16 protein-coding genes are annotated in these 17276 nt (G+C 39.3%); 11 read left to right on the top strand and 5 right to left on the bottom strand.

From position 1 onward, the window contains the following. Nucleotides 1-105 precede the first annotated feature (105 nt). The 7 genes from gcvT (at nt 106) to DEU42_RS04980 (ending at nt 7445) form a co-directional block, all read left to right on the top strand. A complete protein-coding gene (gene gcvT / locus DEU42_RS05010; RefSeq protein ID WP_114757192.1) occupies nt 106-1188 on the top strand; it encodes a glycine cleavage system aminomethyltransferase GcvT in 1083 nt (360 codons plus the stop codon). 6 nt (nt 1189-1194) lie between these two features. Continuing rightward, nucleotides 1195-3240 carry a S41 family peptidase gene (locus tag DEU42_RS05005; protein WP_114757191.1) on the top strand — a complete coding sequence of 682 codons (2046 nt, stop codon included), beginning with the start codon at nt 1195-1197 and terminating at the stop codon, nt 3238-3240. Nucleotides 3241-3390: 150 nt separating this feature from the next. Next, nucleotides 3391-4101 carry a YebC/PmpR family DNA-binding transcriptional regulator gene (locus tag DEU42_RS05000; protein ID WP_114757190.1) on the top strand — a complete coding sequence of 237 codons (711 nt, stop codon included), beginning with the start codon at nt 3391-3393 and terminating at the stop codon, nt 4099-4101. A 190-nt stretch (nt 4102-4291) separates the two neighbouring features. Continuing rightward, complete coding sequence (locus tag DEU42_RS04995) at nt 4292-4846, top strand: RNA polymerase sigma factor (protein WP_114757189.1); 555 nt, start codon at nt 4292-4294, stop codon at nt 4844-4846. Continuing rightward, a complete protein-coding gene (locus tag DEU42_RS04990; protein ID WP_114757188.1) occupies nt 4846-5403 on the top strand; it encodes a hypothetical protein in 558 nt (185 codons plus the stop codon). Before DEU42_RS04995 ends, DEU42_RS04990 begins: the two co-directional genes overlap by 1 nt. Then, the gene (locus DEU42_RS04985) at nt 5384-6445 is read left to right on the top strand and encodes a DUF4097 family beta strand repeat protein (protein WP_114757187.1); all 1062 of its coding nucleotides are present in this window, start codon (nt 5384-5386) and stop codon (nt 6443-6445) included. The genes DEU42_RS04990 and DEU42_RS04985 overlap by 20 nt, the downstream gene beginning before the upstream one ends. Nucleotides 6446-6719: 274 nt before the next feature. Beyond that, entirely contained in the window at nt 6720-7445 is a 726-nt protein-coding gene (locus DEU42_RS04980) for a head GIN domain-containing protein (RefSeq protein WP_114757186.1), read from the top strand. Between the two features lie 347 nt (nt 7446-7792). On the opposite strand, the gene DEU42_RS04975 is transcribed toward DEU42_RS04980, so the two are convergent. After that, on the bottom strand, nt 7793-8833 hold the full coding sequence (locus tag DEU42_RS04975) for a PLP-dependent cysteine synthase family protein (RefSeq protein WP_114757185.1): 1041 nt from the start codon (nt 8831-8833) through the stop codon (nt 7793-7795). A 78-nt stretch (nt 8834-8911) separates the two neighbouring features. Then, nucleotides 8912-11044: a S9 family peptidase gene (locus DEU42_RS04970; protein WP_114757184.1), complete on the bottom strand. Its 2133-nt coding sequence runs from the start codon at nt 11042-11044 to the stop codon at nt 8912-8914. A 74-nt stretch (nt 11045-11118) separates the two neighbouring features. On the opposite strand from DEU42_RS04970, the gene DEU42_RS04965 reads away from it, so the two are divergent. After that, entirely contained in the window at nt 11119-11445 is a 327-nt protein-coding gene (locus DEU42_RS04965; protein ID WP_114757183.1) for a YbaB/EbfC family nucleoid-associated protein, read from the top strand. 100 nt (nt 11446-11545) lie between these two features. Here the strand turns inward: DEU42_RS04965 and DEU42_RS04960 are convergent, their stop codons facing one another. Beyond that, nucleotides 11546-12208 (bottom strand): hypothetical protein, encoded by a 663-nt coding sequence (locus DEU42_RS04960; protein ID WP_114757182.1) that lies wholly within the window; start codon nt 12206-12208, stop codon nt 11546-11548. Between the two features lie 41 nt (nt 12209-12249). Then, nucleotides 12250-13275: a threonine aldolase family protein gene (locus DEU42_RS04955; protein ID WP_114757181.1), complete on the bottom strand. Its 1026-nt coding sequence runs from the start codon at nt 13273-13275 to the stop codon at nt 12250-12252. 50 nt (nt 13276-13325) lie between these two features. Between DEU42_RS04955 and prfB the strand changes: the two genes are divergently transcribed. The 3 genes from prfB (at nt 13326) to DEU42_RS04940 (ending at nt 16881) form a co-directional block, all read left to right on the top strand. Further along, nucleotides 13326-14427 (top strand): peptide chain release factor 2 gene (prfB, locus tag DEU42_RS04950; RefSeq protein WP_114757180.1). Its coding sequence is split into 2 segments (ribosomal slippage): nt 13326-13388 and nt 13390-14427, totalling 1101 coding nucleotides; the frame shifts between segments, so codons are not numbered across the junction. A 247-nt stretch (nt 14428-14674) separates the two neighbouring features. Continuing rightward, nucleotides 14675-15907 (top strand): GAF domain-containing sensor histidine kinase, encoded by a 1233-nt coding sequence (locus tag DEU42_RS04945; protein WP_114757179.1) that lies wholly within the window; start codon nt 14675-14677, stop codon nt 15905-15907. A gap of 56 nt (nt 15908-15963) precedes the next feature. After that, entirely contained in the window at nt 15964-16881 is a 918-nt protein-coding gene (locus DEU42_RS04940; protein WP_114757178.1) for an AraC family transcriptional regulator, read from the top strand. Here DEU42_RS04940 and DEU42_RS04935 read toward each other — a convergent pair. Continuing rightward, on the bottom strand, nt 16878-17252 hold the full coding sequence (locus tag DEU42_RS04935; protein WP_114757177.1) for a DUF779 domain-containing protein: 375 nt from the start codon (nt 17250-17252) through the stop codon (nt 16878-16880). The two genes, DEU42_RS04940 and DEU42_RS04935, sit on opposite strands and share 4 nt — an antisense overlap. Between the last annotated feature and the right edge of the window lie 24 nt (nt 17253-17276).

Genomic DNA, 17276 nt, shown 5'->3' with positions numbered 1-17276 from the left:
TGATAACTGAAAGTTGTGAATGAAATAATAATTATTAAAAATATCAGTACCAAAATGTATAAATTTCAATAATTTTGCGGCTTCAATCCATTTACAACAAACAAAATGAAAAATACAGCGCTTACGCACGTTCACGAAGGACTTGGAGCCAAAATGGTACCTTTTGCAGGTTATAACATGCCTGTTCAGTATGAAGGAGTAAATATAGAGCACGAAACCGTAAGGAACGGTGTAGGTGTTTTTGACGTTTCGCACATGGGTGAATTTTTTATCACCGGACCTAACGCTCTTGCACTTATCCAGAAAGTAACTACCAACGATGCTTCTACCCTTACTATAGGGAGAGCGCAGTACTCTTGCCTTCCTAACGATAATGGAGGTATTGTAGACGACCTTATCGTTTATAAAATGGGCGAAGAAAAATACCTTTTAGTGGTAAATGCTTCTAACATTGAAAAAGACTGGAATTGGATCTCTTCAAAAAATGATGTTGGTGCAGAAATGTACAATGCTTCTGAAGAATATTCACTTCTTGCAATACAAGGCCCTAAAGCAATGGAAGCTATGCAATCGCTTACTTCTGTTGACCTTTCCGCTATAAAATACTACCACTTTGAAGTGGGTGAATTTGCAGGTGTTAGTGATGTTATCATCTCTGCAACCGGTTATACAGGTAGCGGTGGATTTGAGATCTACGTTAAAAACGACCAGGTTGAAGCACTTTGGAACAAAGTATTCGAAGCAGGAGCTGCTTTTGGTATTAAGCCAATTGGTCTTGCTGCACGCGATACGCTTCGTTTAGAAATGGGCTTCTGCCTTTACGGAAACGATATTAACGATACTACGTCTCCACTTGAAGCAGGCCTTGGCTGGATTACTAAGTTCACTAAAGAGTTTACTAACTCTGAGGCGCTTAAAAAGCAAAAAGAAGAAGGTGTTACCCGTAAACTTGTAGGTTTTGAACTTACAGAAAGAGGTATACCAAGACATGATTATGAAATAACAGACAAAGACGGAAACGTTATTGGTATCGTAACTTCTGGTACTATGGCACCGTCGCTTAACAAAGGCATCGGTCTTGGTTATGTTCCTGCTGAGTATGCAGCTGAGGGCAGCCAGATCTTCATCCGTATCAGGAAAAATGACATTCCTGCGCAAGTGGTGAAGCTGCCTTTCTACAAAAAATAATAGCTTATGAAGAAAATACTGGCACTGGCACTTTTGATAACCTGTACATTACAGGCACAACGACATGATAAAGCGTGTACAGTTTTTTCTAAAATAAACGATGTCCTCCAGGCGAGGCACTATAAACCTAAACCGGTAGACGATAGTCTGTCGGTTTATGTTTTTAATACTGTAATGGAAGAGCTTGATGACAGCAAAACACTTTTCCTGCAACAGGAATATGATAAGCTGGCAGTACACAGGCTTATGATAGACGATTATGTACTGAACAAGAACTGTTCGTTTTTCAGTGATTTTATATCATCATATAAAACAGCCCTGAAACGCAACAGGGATTATGTAGAGCAAATCCGTAAGGAACCGCTTTCTTACAACACTAAAGACACTATTTTCTATTCCAAGAAAACTTTCCCTTATCATACAGACCCCGATAAGATAAAAAAGTTCCTTCGTAAGAAGATAACATACGATATACTTGAGGACATAGCTAAACTAAGTAAAAACAAAGACTCGCTTAAGCAAAACCTTGACAAGCTTGGAGAAGTTGCCCGAAACAAAGTATTTGAAAGCTACCTGTGCAGGCTTGACAACCTGCTTTCTCCGCCCGAAGGCTTTGACCATAGCATTTACAACAAGTTCTTTTCGGCTTTTTGCGGTTATTTCGACCCACATTCTACCTATTTCAATTACAGCGAAAAATCGTCGTTCGTATCATCTATTTCATCCGAAAACTATTCGTTAGGCATGTACGTTAGCCTGAACGATGATGATGAAATTATTGTAGATGAACTTATACCCGGAGGACCGGCCTATAAAACCCAAAAGATAGACAAAGGCGACCAGATCGTAAAACTGATGGTAAACAAAACGGAATACTCGGTTACCTGTACCTCACTACAGACTATTACCGATATTGTATATTCTGACAGCTACAAAAAAGTACAGATGACACTCCGAAAAAAAGACGGTACTGTATATACTGTAAATCTGGAAAAAACAGTTATGAAGGCCGATGACCATAGTGTATATAGCTTTATTTTGGGTGATGAACGCCCTGTAGGTTATATCAAAGTACCTAGTTTTTATTCTGCCTTTGACAATGATAACAATCAGGGTTGTGCCGATGATGTTGCCAAAGAGATCGTAAAACTTAAACAGGAAAATATACAGGGACTTATCATAGACCTTCAATACAACGGCGGAGGCTCTATGGATGAGGTAATCCGTATGGCGGGTATGTTTATAAACTTTGGACCTATAGCCATCGTTACCGATAAGGACAGGAGCTATAATGTGGTAAAAGACTACAACAGAGGCATGCTGTATACTGGGCCTATGGTAATTTTGGTAAATGGCCTATCGGCATCAGCCAGTGAATTCTTTGCCGGTGTTATGCAGGATTATAACCGCGCTCTTATTGTAGGCAGCACTACCCTTGGCAAAGCGACCATGCAAACAATACTTCCTCTTGAAGATAGCGACAAAGCCGAAGATTTTATAAAAGTAACCTTAGATAAGTTTTACAGGGTAACAGGAAAAAGCAGCCAATATATTGGCATAGTTCCGGACGTACCGCTGCCTACTTTCTTTGATGATCTTTTACCGCGCGAAAGCAGTATGCCAACAGCCATTAAAAATGACAGCATTGACCTGAATATTTCTTTTGCAAGGCTTCCTGAAAAATATAAAGAAGAAGTGATTGCCCATAGCAGGACAAGGGTTGAAGAAAATGATGATTTCAGACTTATAAATGCTGTAAATACCCGCGTAAACTGGCTTTATGAGGGTAATAAAGCTCCGGTTCCCGTTACTTTCGATTCAGTTTTTGCAGATGTTCACAGCATGGATGATATCTGGAAAGATATTAAGGAGGCATCAGAAAAAGAACAGGATTTTAAAGTGAGTAATACCAAATACGCTTCAGATGTAATGAGTTTTGATGAATACATGAAAAGTGCTAACGACTTTAAGATAAAAACAGCAAAAACAGACGTTTACATAAAAGAAGCCATTAACATATTAACCGATATGAACAAATTTAATAACCAGTAAACTGAAACAAATTTATAAGGGAAAAAAGTTTTTTTTATAAATTAAGACATTAGTGTAATTCATACTCAAAAAGCATAACCGATATAAACCTTAATTTGTTTTTGCAAAAACAGGGAATAAGTTTATTTTTGTGCTGCAAACAAATAAATTATGGGAAGAGCGTTTGAATTTAGGAAAGCCAGAAAAATGAAACGTTGGTCGGCAATGGCCAAAACGTTTACAAGAATTGGTAAAGACATAGTAATGGCCGTTAAAGAAGGCGGACCAAACCCTGAAACCAACTCGCGTCTTAGAGCTGTTATACAAAATGCCAAAGCGGCAAACATGCCTAAAGACAACGTTGAAAGGGCTATCAAAAAAGCATCTGATAAAGATACAGCAAACTTTAAAGAGGTATTGTTTGAAGGCTATGCGCCTCACGGTATTGCCATACTTATAGAAACCGCTACTGATAACAATAACCGTACTGTGGCTAACATCCGTAGCTACTTTAATAAATGTAACGGTACCATGGGTACACAGGGTTCAGTTGAATTTATGTTCGACCACACCTGTAACTTCCGCATACCTGCTGAGGGACGCGATGTTGAAGAACTTGAGCTTGAAATGATTGACTTTGGTGTTGAGGAAATCTTCGCTGATGAGGACGGAATCGTTATGTATGCACCATTCGAAAGCTTTGGAGCCATCCAGAAAGAGCTTGAGAACAGAGGTATCGAGATACTTTCTTCAGGTTTTGAAAGAATACCGCAAATTACAAAAGAGCTAACCGAAGATCAGGTGGCAGACGTTGAGAAACTTCTTGAAAAAATTGAAGAAGATGACGACGTTATGAACGTATACCATACTATGCAGGAGTAATCTTTGCATATATTATATAAAACTTAAGCACCTTTCGGGGTGCTTTTTTTATTAGCTCAAACCTCAATATTTTCAAGGCTTTACAGAGATAATCGCTACATTAGTATATTTATACATTAAAAATAATTCTACAAAAGTGTAACAATACAGTAACACCCAAAGTCATTATATAAAATCATCAATCAACCAATTGGCAAACGCAAACCAGGATATCGATTCATTACTTGAACAGTGCAAAACGGGCAGCCGTAACGCACAGTTCGAGGTTTATAACAGGTATTATAAGCCCATGTACAATACTGCCTTACGGATAGTAAAGGATAGCCATTGGGCCGAAGATATTATGCAGGAATCGTTTTTAAAGGCCTTTACAAAACTGGATTCGTTTAAAGGAGAAGTGACCTTTGGAGCATGGCTAAAAAAGATTGTAGTGAACCATAGTATTGACAACTACAAAAAAATAAACAAAAGTAGCCTTGACCCGATTGACAATGTGCTGTATAAGGTGGCTGATGATGACGGCAGCAACGAAGAAGCCGCAATAGACTTCCGGGAAGTTAAGGTACAGCAGGTGGCCACTGCTATAAACTCCCTCAAGGAAAATTACAGGATAGCGCTGACCCTGTTATACATTGAGGGCTACGACCAGGAAGAGATTAGTGAAATTATGGGCATTACCGCCGGAAATACCCGTACAACCATAAGCAGGGCGAAGGAAAGCCTGCTCAAAAAACTGAAAGGATAATGAAGACAGAAGAAAACAAAATGGACGAGATGTTTAGCCGCTTTGATAGCCAATGGGATATGGAAGAACCTGCCGCAGGGCATGAAGACCGTTTCCTTGACAGGCTTGACAAGCACAACAGGAAAAAACCAAAAGGAAAAGGACTTATTTACTGGTTAGCTGTGCCGGCAGCGGCTGCTATTGCTATACTGCTTACAATGCTGTTTACCTTCTCCCCTGATGGCAATGACAAAACAATGGCTAAACTATCGCCTAAAACAGAAAAAACACAGATGTACTTTGCTTCTATAATCAATCAGGAGCTGGAAAAGGTACAAAAAGAGAATACCCCGGAAACAAAAACGCTTGTGGCTGATGCCATGAAACACATGCAGCAGCTTGAAGCCGATTATGACAAAATAACCCATGATCTGGCGAAAAAAGGCGAAAACAAACAATTAATCCACGCTATGATAACCAATCTGCAGACAAGGATATCATTTTTGGAAGACGTGCTTGTAAAAATTGAAAACATCAAAAAGATTAAAGAAAACTACCATGAAGACAATAATGCATAAACTTACACTACTCCTTTTAATGCTGCCATGTCTTGCATTGGCCGGAAATGGTGTTAAAGGAGGAAAATACACCAAAGAGAAAAGAATCGCTAAGGCTTACATTGTGAATGCTGATTGTGGATTACAGGTAAACAATCAGTTTGGAAACATTTATGTAACCACCTGGGATGAAAACAAAACACAGATAGAGGTTGTCATTAAAGTTAGCGGCAATAATGAAGAAAGAGTAATCAGGAGGATAGAGAGCATCAATATAGACCTCAATGCTACAGTAGCCCTTGTAAAAGCGAGCACAAGCATTGGAAATATGAGCGGAGGAAATAACCTTTCTATGGAAATCAACTACACTATCAAAATCCCAAAAAGAGGCGGAATTAACCTTAGCAACCAATATGGAGGTATCACTACCGGAAAAATAAACGGAAAGGCTAACATTGACTGCCAATATGGAAAAGTAACCGTAGATGAACTTAATGCTGACTCCAATAAGATTACGATACAATATTGTGACAGCAGCAAGCTGAATTACATCAAAAGCGGGAATGTTAATGCTCAATATTCATCATTAAACATTGTAAAGACAGACAATATTAAGCTTGTAGGCCAATATAGTGACATGAGAGTAAGCGAAGTAAACATGCTTAATTACAGAACTGAATATGGCGACCTGAGTGTTAATACTGTAGATACTGCCGTAGGAACCGGAGAATATTCTGCACTTCGATTTGGTTTGGTTTCCGGTGACTTCAACTGCACAACCGGTTATGGTGACATCAAAATAGGTGCATTGGGCAAAGACTCCAAAAATGTCACCATAAATGCTGCTTATAGCAATGTTAGCCTGAACTATACTGAGAGCGTACCCTTCGACTTTGAGTTTAGTGTAGAATATGCCGGAGTAAGAGGAGCATCAGGACTTAAATTTACCGAAAAGAGAGAAGGTGATTATAGTGCCCGCTACAAAGGCTACAACAAAGCTCAGGGTGTAAACCGTATGTATATAAAATCAGAGTACGGCGATATAAATCTCGGAAAAAATTAAAAAAGTTTTAGAGGCATGCAACCATTTATTGGTTGCTGTCGTCTATATATAAAAAGCCCAACTGCTCATCACAGAAAGGCACACTGCCCTAATCAGGCAGGAGTTCAATCATCAACTTGTCTCGCCATTGGCGGATCAAAAAACCAATCGCCGTCATCAGGCAGCCTGCTCATCACAGGTTTTAAAACAGTTATTAAACCCTGCTGCCGGGCAGGAATATCAATCATCAAAAATCAATCATTCCACGTCTGTGGAAATCAAAAAACGAATCACCATGAAAAAAGCCGCATTACTTGTAGCAGGACTATTTTTTGCCCTTACACTAACTGCACAGGAAAATAAGATTACTGTAGTAGGGAATGGAAAAATAGTTAAACAGAAACGCGATATCAGCGATTTTTCGAAGATATCGGTAACAGGATCATTCCAGGTATCCCTCACTTCGGGAGATACCGGAAAAATAAGCCTTGAAGGCGATGAAAATATACTTCAGATTATCGACACCCAAGTAAATAATGGCACGCTCATTATCGCAACACATAGTAACAAGACCATAAAACCGAGCCGTAATAACAAAGTGACAATAAAGGTACCTTATAAATTACTGGATAATATAGCACTGAACGGTTGTGGCACGATTACTTCGAAAGGTACGCTTAAAGGACACAAACTTAAAGTAATGCTTGACGGACCGGGGCACATAGACATTACAACAGATCAAAACGAACTCATTGCCTGGGTATTGGGCTCGGGAGACATAAAAATTGATGGTACGGCCAAACAATTTGAATGCAAAATTGTAGGAGCCGGCACGGTAAACGCATACGACCTATCGGCAAGACAGGTAACGGCAGCAATCTCAGGATCGGGAGATGCTAAAGTAAACAGCTCTTATGCCCTTAAAGGCAGAATAGCGGGCAATGGAACAATTGCTTTTGCCGGCCAGCCGCAAGAAACCGACCTGAAGTACATGGGCAATGGGAGCTTCAGTTGGGAATGAATTGGTTTAGGTTGTTAATTTTGGGTAAAACCTCCGCCGGGCAGCGGAGGTTTTTTTTATATCAAAATCCCCATTTATAGGTATTGCTTCTGTAAAACTGTGAATCTAACTTTGTAAAGTCTTCACATAATTTGAGTTAGTTCAAAACAAAACGAGTCCCGGAGCTACAAGCCGGGACTTTTTTTATTTAAATCATTTAAGCCTTGGGTTATAAAATTCAAAATTTGGGTTGTCAAAATTTGAGATTTCTCCACTCCGCTACGCTATTGTCGAAATGACAGAACGCACTGTATAAACAAAAAACCTCTCCGTTATGGAGAGGTTTTTTATTTATAATAATCTTTGGATTATTTAATGAATTCTATTTTTTGCGCTTCCTCAGCGTTAACGCTGTCAAAGAAGCCCTGCTCGTTCATCCATTCATCGCTGAATACTTTACTCATGTAACGAGATCCGTGGTCAGGGAAGATAAGAACGATGTTGCTGTTCTCGTCAAACTCTCCTGCCTCATCATATTGTTTTGCTGCCTGGAAAGTAGCTCCGCTGGTGTATCCTACAAAAAGACCTTCTGTTTTGGCGATATGCCTTGCTGAATGCGCACTGTCTTCGTCTGATACTTTTATAAACTTATCGATAACATCAAAATCGGTAGCCGTTGGTATAAGGTTCTTACCAAGTCCTTCTATTCTGTATGGATAGATTTCCTCGCTGTCGAACTCTCTTGTTTCATGGTATTTTTTAAGTACCGAACCGTAAGCGTCCACGCCTAATATCTTGATGTTTGGATTTTTTTCTTTTAGGAAACGTGCTGCACCTGATATGGTACCTCCTGTTCCGCTGCAAGCGATAAGGTGAGTTATCTTACCGTTTGTCTGTTCCCATATTTCAGGGCCTGTAGTTTTGTAATGTGCATCTACATTAAGGTCGTTGAAATACTGGTTGATATATACCGAACCTTTTATTTCTTCGTGAAGCCTTTTTGCTACGCTATAGTATGAACGTGCATCATCGGCAGATACGTTTGCAGGACAAACATATACTTTTGCGCCCATTGCACGAAGCATATCGATTTTATCTTTTGATGATTTAGAACTTACTGCCAGTATACAGTCATATCCTTTAATAATGCTTACCATTGCCAGACTGAAGCCTGTATTTCCCGAAGTAGTTTCGATTATGGTATCTCCCGGTTTAAGGATACCTTTTCGTTCTGCTTCCTCGATGATGTATAGTGCAATCCTGTCTTTTGTGGAATGGCCCGGATTAAAAGCTTCTACTTTGGCGTAAAAATTTCCTTGTAATCCTTCAGTAACTTTGTTGAGTTTAATTAGTGGTGTGTTCCCAATCAATTCCAACACATTATTATAGGCTTTTATCTCGTCTTTCATAAAAATTAAGTTAGTAAGGTAAACTGCTACAAAGTTTATTGACCTCAAAACCTTGCAAATCTAACAAAAAAAATTTAATTACTTTTTAATTCCTTCTAAATCTAGTAAAAAACTGTATTCTTTGGCAACCTCTTTAAGTGCCTCAAATCTTCCGGAAGCCCCACCGTGACCGGCTTCCATGTTGGTATCCAGATACAAAAGGTTGTTTCCTGTTTTGGTAACCCTTAGTTTCGCTACCCACTTAGCCGGTTCCCAGTATTGCACCTGAGAATCGTGAAGACCTGTAGTTACAAGCATATTCGGGTAGTTTTGGGCTGTGATATTATCGTAAGGAGAGTATGATTTCATGTAATCGTAGTACTCTTTATCGTTAGGGTTACCCCATTCGTCATATTCACCTGTTGTAAGCGGAATACTATCATCAAGCATAGTGGTTACCACATCTACAAAAGGCACCTGGGCAATAACACCGTGATACAGTTGTGGCGCCATGTTTATGATAGCCCCCATAAGCAATCCTCCGGCAGAACCACCTTCGGCATACAAATGCGCTTCAGATGTATATTTCTGGTCAATTACATATTTAGAGCAGTCTACAAAATCAGTAAACGTATTCTTTTTCTTAAGTAGTTTTCCATCTTCATACCACTCTCGACCAAGATCTTCCCCACCCCTTATATGAGCGATTGCATAAATAAAACCGCGGTCTAAAAGACTAAGCCTTATTGAAGAGAAATACGGATCCATAGAAGAACCATACGAACCGTAAGCATAAAGCAACAATGGGTTTTTCCCATCTTTTACAATCCCCTTGCGGTATACCATAGAGATAGGCACTTTAGTACCATCGGCAGCCGTAGCCCATACCCTTTCTTCGGTATAATTATTTTTATCGAATTTACCGCCAAGAACCGCCTGCTCTTTAAGCACGGTTTTCTCTTTGGTCTTCATGTTAAAGTCAATAACAGAAGAAGGCGTAGCCATAGACTGGTAGCTATAACGAACTATATCAGTATCAAAATCAGGATTGGTTGAGATACCTGCAGTGTAGGTTTCGCTGTTGAACGGTAGGTAGTACTCCCCTTTTCCATCCCACGGACGGATTCTGATGGTATTCAGTCCATTTTCGCGCTCCCCAATAACCAGGAAGTTTTTAAATATCTCAATATCTTCAAGAAGCACGTCTTTGCGGTGTGGTATAAGGTCTTTCCAGTTCTCTTTACCAGTTTTGCCTTCCGGCGTAGTCATCAGCTTAAAGTTGGTTGCCTTATCTTTATTGGTAACAATATACCATTTGTCTCCGTAATGCGAAATGCTGTACTCCAGCTCACGCGTTCTTTTCTGGAAGATTACAAATTCGCCATCAGGCCTTTTGGCATCCAGCGTGCGGTATTCGGTTGTAAGCGTGCTGCTCGAACCTATAACAAGGTATTTTTTAGATTTTTCTTTGTAGATGAATGTACTGTAGGTGTCATCTTTTTCGTGATACACGAGTACATCGTCATTTACATCTCCGTTAAGTTTGCGCTTATAAATCTTATCTGAACGAAGCGTTGTAGGGTCTTTTCTGGTATAGAAAAGCGTATTGTTATCGCCGGCCCATGTAGAACCGCCTGTAGTATTCTCAATTTTAAATGGAAGTATCTCGTTCGTTACAAGATTCTTCACCTGAATGGTATACTGCCTTCTCGAAACAGTATCTACACCAAAGGCTACCCATTTGTTATCCTCACTAATATTAAGTCCGCCCAACTGAAAGTAAGAATGTCCTTTAGCCATTTCATTACAGTCAAAAAGCAGTTCTTCCTTAGCCTCAAGACTACCTTTCTTGCGGGTATAAATAGGATAATCTTTTCCTTTTTCGTAACGGGTGATGTAGTAATAGCCGTTATAGAAATAAGGTACTGATGAATCGTCTTCTTTAATCCTGCCTTTCATTTCCTCAAACAAATCCTTCTGGAACTGTTTCTGATCGGCGGTCATTGCATTATAATAGGCATTCTCTTTATTCAGATAATCTATCACTTCCGGGTTTTCCCTTTCATTAAGCCAGTAATAGTTATCAGTTCTTACATCCCCATGCTTTTCAAGTGTCTTCGGTTTAACAGCTGCCAAAGGGGGAGAAATGGTCTCAGTCATTTTAGTTTTATTAGATTGCGCATTTGCTGCAAAAGTAAGACAAACACAACTTATAAGTAAGTGTTTTTTCATTTGATTTTTTGGTTAGCATATAACTCTGCAATTTAATACTTTTGCAATATAATCATATAATAAAATTCACAAAAATGTTTGGAGATATCATGGGAATGATGGGTAAACTTAAAGAAACCCAGCAAAAAATTGAAGAGACTAAAAAAAGGCTTGATACGGTTCTTATCGACGAACAAAGCAACGACGGACTATTAAAAGTGACTATGACGGCTAACCGTACGCTTAAATCGGTTACGATTGACGATTCGCTTTTAGAAGACAAAGAACAGCTTGAAGATTACCTTATATTGGTCATGAACAAAGCCATTGCAAAAGCCACTAACGTAAACGAAGCTGAACTTGGTGCTGTTGCCAAAGACGGCATGCCAAATATCCCTGGACTTGACGGGATGTTTAAATAGTTTTAGTTGAAAGTTGTAAAGTCGAAAGTTTATAAAGTTATTTAGGCACGGATATAGTCCGTGCTTTTTTTATTTTTAAAAAAAAAGCACCTACTTGCCATCACTTAGACCATGACCTGAAAAGAAACATCTGAAACAATATAAAACAGCATATGAAAATGAGCAAATAAAGAAATTTATTTATATCGCTTGCTGATCTTCCTTCTTTAAGAATGAGTTTACTAAACCCTTTTGATAGCAATGAAAGAACGGCCATAAAAAGAATTCCCCACACTGCAGCTATAGCTCCAACACCTAATATTGTCCCTTTGCCATCAGATGTCACAAATCTTACAACATCTAAAAGCAATAACATATTCCATACCACTATAATTCCAATCGCAACGGATTTTTTAATTGGGAAACCACCTTTTTGCTGTTGCTCAATAACAGATGGCTCGTCAATCAAATTATCATCATAGGACTTATCCAAAAATCCAACCTGCATTATTTGGTTTATAACAACTAAAGGGTCTTTAAATGTCCAAAAGATAACATTTTGATTATAACTATCAACACGATGATTTATTTTTATTCCCTGTCCAATCAAAGGTAGTACCGTGTAAGGCTTTATTGAAACAACATCGTTTGGCCCGAATACAAGATTTCCAACAATTGAGGCGTTTACTTCAAGCTTTTCCTTACTAACTTTCAATGTAGCAAAAGGCCATGAAGCATTTGCGATTCCAATCCTTGCACCGCCCGTTATTTCGAATCTCTCCATAATTATTTATCTTCCTAACTTTATGACTTTCTGCTCACGACTTAAAAAGTCAATTTCTGCAAGGTCTCTATCACGTAGTTATGCATTACCTCCTTATAATCAAGGTGTGTAACAATGCGAAGTTTCCCTTTTCCTAACGAGCTTATGAATATGCTTTTCTGCTTAAGTTTTTCCATAAGGGCAGCTTCGCTATATTGTGGTTTAAGAGAAAAGATCAGTATATTGGTTTCAACAGGTTCTACTTTGTCTACCCATGGTAGCTGCTGAAGGAAATTCCCCAGCTGTCGTGCCCTCCGGTGATCTTCTTCAAGACGGCTTACGTTGTTTTGAAGCGCATACAGTCCTGCTGCTGCAAGATATCCCGCCTGGCGCATTCCGCCTCCAAATACTTTTCGTATACGTATCGCTTTATTGATATGCTCCTGCTTACCTAAAAGTAGCGAACCCACCGGCGCACCTAATCCTTTAGACAAACAAACCGATATGGTATCAAACATACTTCCAAATTGTTTCGGATGCTGTTTTTTGGCTACCAAAGCATTCCACAAACGGGCACCATCAAGGTGATAACCCAATTTATTGGTTTTACAAACCTCGCTAATTTCCATAAGCGTTTGCAGGTCATAACAGGCACCTCCGCCTTTGTTGGTTGTATTTTCAATACACACAAGACTTGTAAGCGGACTGTGGTAAAAATCAGGCGGATTGATAGCATCAAGTACCTGATTCGCAGTGATCATGCCCCTGTCGCCATCTATAAGCTGACTCGAAACGCCACTATTAAAGGCTATACCCCCACCTTCGTAATTAAAAACGTGCGACCACTTATCACAGATAAGTTCATCGCCCGGGTTTGTATGTAGTTTTATTGCTGTCTGATTAGCCATGGTGCCCGAAGGAAAGAACAATGCAGCCTCCATACCAAAAAGGTCGGCTACGGTTTCCTCAAGCTGTACAACGGTAGGATCCTGCTTATAAACATCATCGCCCACTTTTGCCCTGAACATATGCTGAAGCATTTCATGTCCCGGACGGGTTACCGTGTCACTTACTAAATTTATTTCCATATTATTGAAAAGGATAGCTTATTTTTGCTTAATACAAAACTACATTATTTATGACAAATACCGAACAAATTAAAGGTATTATAGAGCGCCTTGGTGCGCTGAGGAGGTATCTTTGACATCGACAGGAAGTTAATTGAGATAACCAACGAAGAAGAGAAGACCTTTGCCCCTGATTTTTGGAACAACGCCAAAGAAGCCGAAATCATTGTAAAAAACCTGCGTTCTAAGAAAAAGTGGGTAGAAGACTACGAAAAAGGCAATGCCATGGCCGAAGAACTTCAGATTATCTACGAATTTTTTAAGGATGGCGATGCCACCGAGGAAGAACTCGATAACCAGTATGCGCTTACCCTTACCCATATAGAGAACCTTGAGTTCAAGAACATGCTTTCTGATGAAGGTGATGCCCTGAGTGCCGTAGTACAGATTACCGCCGGTGCCGGTGGTACCGAAAGCTGTGACTGGGCCTCAATGCTTATGCGTATGTATATTATGTGGGGCGAAAAAGAAGGCTACAAGGTTAAGGAGCTTAACTACCAGGAAGGTGAGGTTGCCGGTATCAAAACCGTAACACTTGAGTTTGAAGGCGACTATTCCTTTGGTTACCTGAAAGGCGAAAACGGTGTTCACCGACTGGTACGTATCTCTCCTTTTGACAGTAATGCCAAACGTCACACCTCATTCGCATCGGTATATGTATATCCGCTTGCCGATGATACTATCGAGATAGAGATAAGTCCGTCAGACATTTCGTGGGAAACCATGCGTTCCAGCGGTGCGGGAGGACAAAATGTAAACAAGGTAGAAACCGCAGTACGACTGCGCCACCACCCTACCGGAATTATTATTGAGAACTCCGAAACGCGTTCGCAGCTGGATAACAAAACCAAAGCCATGCAGCTCTTAAAGTCTCAGCTTTACGAAATCGAACTTAAAAAACGCCAGGCTGTGCGTGATGAGATCGAAGCCAACAAGATGAAAATTGAATGGGGTTCGCAGATACGTAACTACGTAATGCACCCATACAAACTGGTTAAAGACGTACGTACACAGTTCGAAACCAGCGATGTAGAAGGCGTAATGAATGGTAACATAGACCAGTTCCTGAAAGCCTACCTTATGATGATGGGCCAGAAAGAAGAGAAAAGCTAAAGAATTTCAGTGTTCAGTGCTCAAAATTAAAACTTTGTGACTTTGAAACTTTGTCACTTTAAAACTTTTAACACACAAACCCTTGATATAATATCAGGGGTTTTTCTTTTTAGTACGCTTTGAGTTTATGAAATAGTGCAGGATTTGTTACAACATTAGCCTTTAACACTTTATTAGGAAGATTAAGTTGTAATTTCACAGGACCAAAAAAAGAACAATCTAACTAAACTTTTGGTTACGCACACCTATGAGCTTTAAAAAGCCTGTTTACTATATTCCAAACACCGAAGACCTTAGGCTAGAAAAGCTTAGGGATTATCAGATAATGGATACACATTCCGAAGATACTTTCGATAAGATATCCCTTATGGCTTCTCAGGTTTTTAGTTGTCCCAACGCTTTTATCACCTTTATAGATGACAGGAGGGCATTTCTTAAATCTAACCTAAGCTCACTGGATGTAAATGAGGTTCCAAAAGAAGGCACCCTAACCAACGTTACGTTATTAAACGACTGTGTAACAGTTTTTAATGACACTCACAAACATCCGGAATTAGCAAACAGTCCATTTGTAAATGTAGAGAACGGAATTCGTTTTTATGCAGGAGCACCTATAAAATCACCTGAAGGTTATACAGTTGGAGTTATTGCGGTAACCGACGAAGTCCCGCGAGAAGCGACAAGCTTACAACTAGACATGCTTAAAACATTATCTAAACTGATTGTTGATAAACTTGAAAACAGGCTTCGCTACCGAAAATCAATTGAATCGCAAATCAACCTGATGAACATTGCGCTTCACGAGATTAAAAATCCTCTGGCGTCCATTAATCTTGCTAATGATATTATCCGAAAGGATATAAACAGTGCGGGCCGCATGACCGATATGATAAAATCATCGGTTTCAATGATGCAAAAAAGGCTTGCCAACCTACTTACACAATCAGAGTTAGAAGAAAAAGACCTTGTACTTAATATTGAAGAAATCAATATTAAGGAAATGTTTGTACGATTGCTTAACAATTTTGAGCTTTTAGCTAATCGTAAAAGACAAGTTATTGAACTCAACTGTGACGAAAACCTGATTGTGGAAGGCGACCGATCTAAAATGTCGGATGTACTGCACAACCTGCTGAGTAATGCTATCAAATATTCTTATTACGATACCACTATAAGGGTATCTGCCCGAGAAGCAGGAAACTATTTACATATAGAGGTAAAAGACGAAGGTCAGGGTCTTAATTTTGAAGATATCCAAAAACTATTTACCAAGTTTGCCAAATTGAGCTCTAAGCCTACAGGAAGGGAAACATCAAACGGTTTAGGGTTATCTATTACAAAATCCTTTATCGAACTGCACAAAGGAAACATTTATGCCATGAGTCCGGGTAAAGACAAAGGAACTACATTTATCGTATCCATTCCTCTTAAATACCGTACCGTAACCGACATTGAAGCCGTAGCAGAATTAAACTCCTAAAATTTCGTCAAATCATTTTATATCCGTAATTTAAGGGCTACTTAAGAATACCGGATATGAATAACCGCAGGACATTGCTTCAGATACCGTCTTTAACTGTTGAAAAATCACTAAAGACCCTTGTAGAGAACAGAACCGTATATTCGCTTGAAAATTGCGAACTAAACTTGTTTGAAACCTATCAGGAATCATTATTGGTACCTTTAAAGTTCAACGATCTTGTAGTTACCAGCATGCTTAGAGGTAAAAAAGTAATGCACTTATTCGATAATCCGGGGTTTGACTATCTTCCAGGTGAAACGGTAATTGTTCCCGGCAATGTAGAGATGAAAATTGATTTTCCTGAAGCATCAACAGCCAATCCTACACAATGCCTGGCTCTTGCCATAGACCATCACAAAATAAGCAATACACTTGATTTCCTAAACGAACGATACCCTAAAGAAGATGAGTTATGGAAGCTTAACCATGAAAATTATTTCTTTTATAATAATACCGAACTCGCCACAACCATAAACAAGCTTATCCGCGAGTGCATGAGCTTTTCGGTGACTAAAGATGCGCTTGCCGACCTTGCTCTTCAGGAATTGCTTATCCGCATTATCCAGACGCAAACCGCACAGCGTATTGACAGCCCAACCACAATTGACACCGATAGTGCCATTTATGCCATTACCGATTATATCCGTAAGAACATAACCTCTAATATCAGCCTTAAAGAACTAAGCGAAAAGGCTTGTATGAGCACAACTAGTTTTTACCGTTATTTTAAAAGGGAACTGGGCATGAGCCCAATAGAATTCATATTGAATGAAAAAATTAAGCAGACTAAGAAACTGCTTAAAAATCCGGGCATCCAGATTAACGAGGTATGTTATATGGCAGGCTTTGATGACTGCAACTATTTTATCCGATTGTTTAAGAAATACGAGGGTATTACACCTAAACAATACCAGCTGTTACAGGTAGGCTAATCTTCTAGATATTTCAAAGGCTCAAGGTCTTTTGCTTCTACTTCTGTAAAAAGTCTTGATTCTATTATAAATCTTTTCCCTAAAGGTATTTCAAGCGAAAAGCTGGCGCCTCTGCCTTCAACAGCATTTAACGTTAAATGTGTATGTTTCCAGTATTCAAACTGGTCTTTACTCATCCAGAACTCACAATCTTCAATCATACCAAGACAAACATCGCTATATCCAAGCTTAAAATCCCCTATCTCAAAACACATAGGCTGTGAGCCATCACAACAACCACCACTCTGATGAAACATAAGCTCACCATAACGTTCTTTTAGTTCTGCAATAAGCATTGCTGCCTGAGGCGTACAATTAATTCTTTTATACATAGCTTAAAAAATATAAATGCAGGA

Source organism: Flavobacterium sp. AG291, from assembly GCF_003350375.1.
Classification (GTDB): Bacteria; Bacteroidota; Bacteroidia; order Flavobacteriales; family Flavobacteriaceae; genus Flavobacterium; species Flavobacterium suzhouense.
This window is presented reverse-complemented; position numbering and strand designations above follow the sequence as displayed.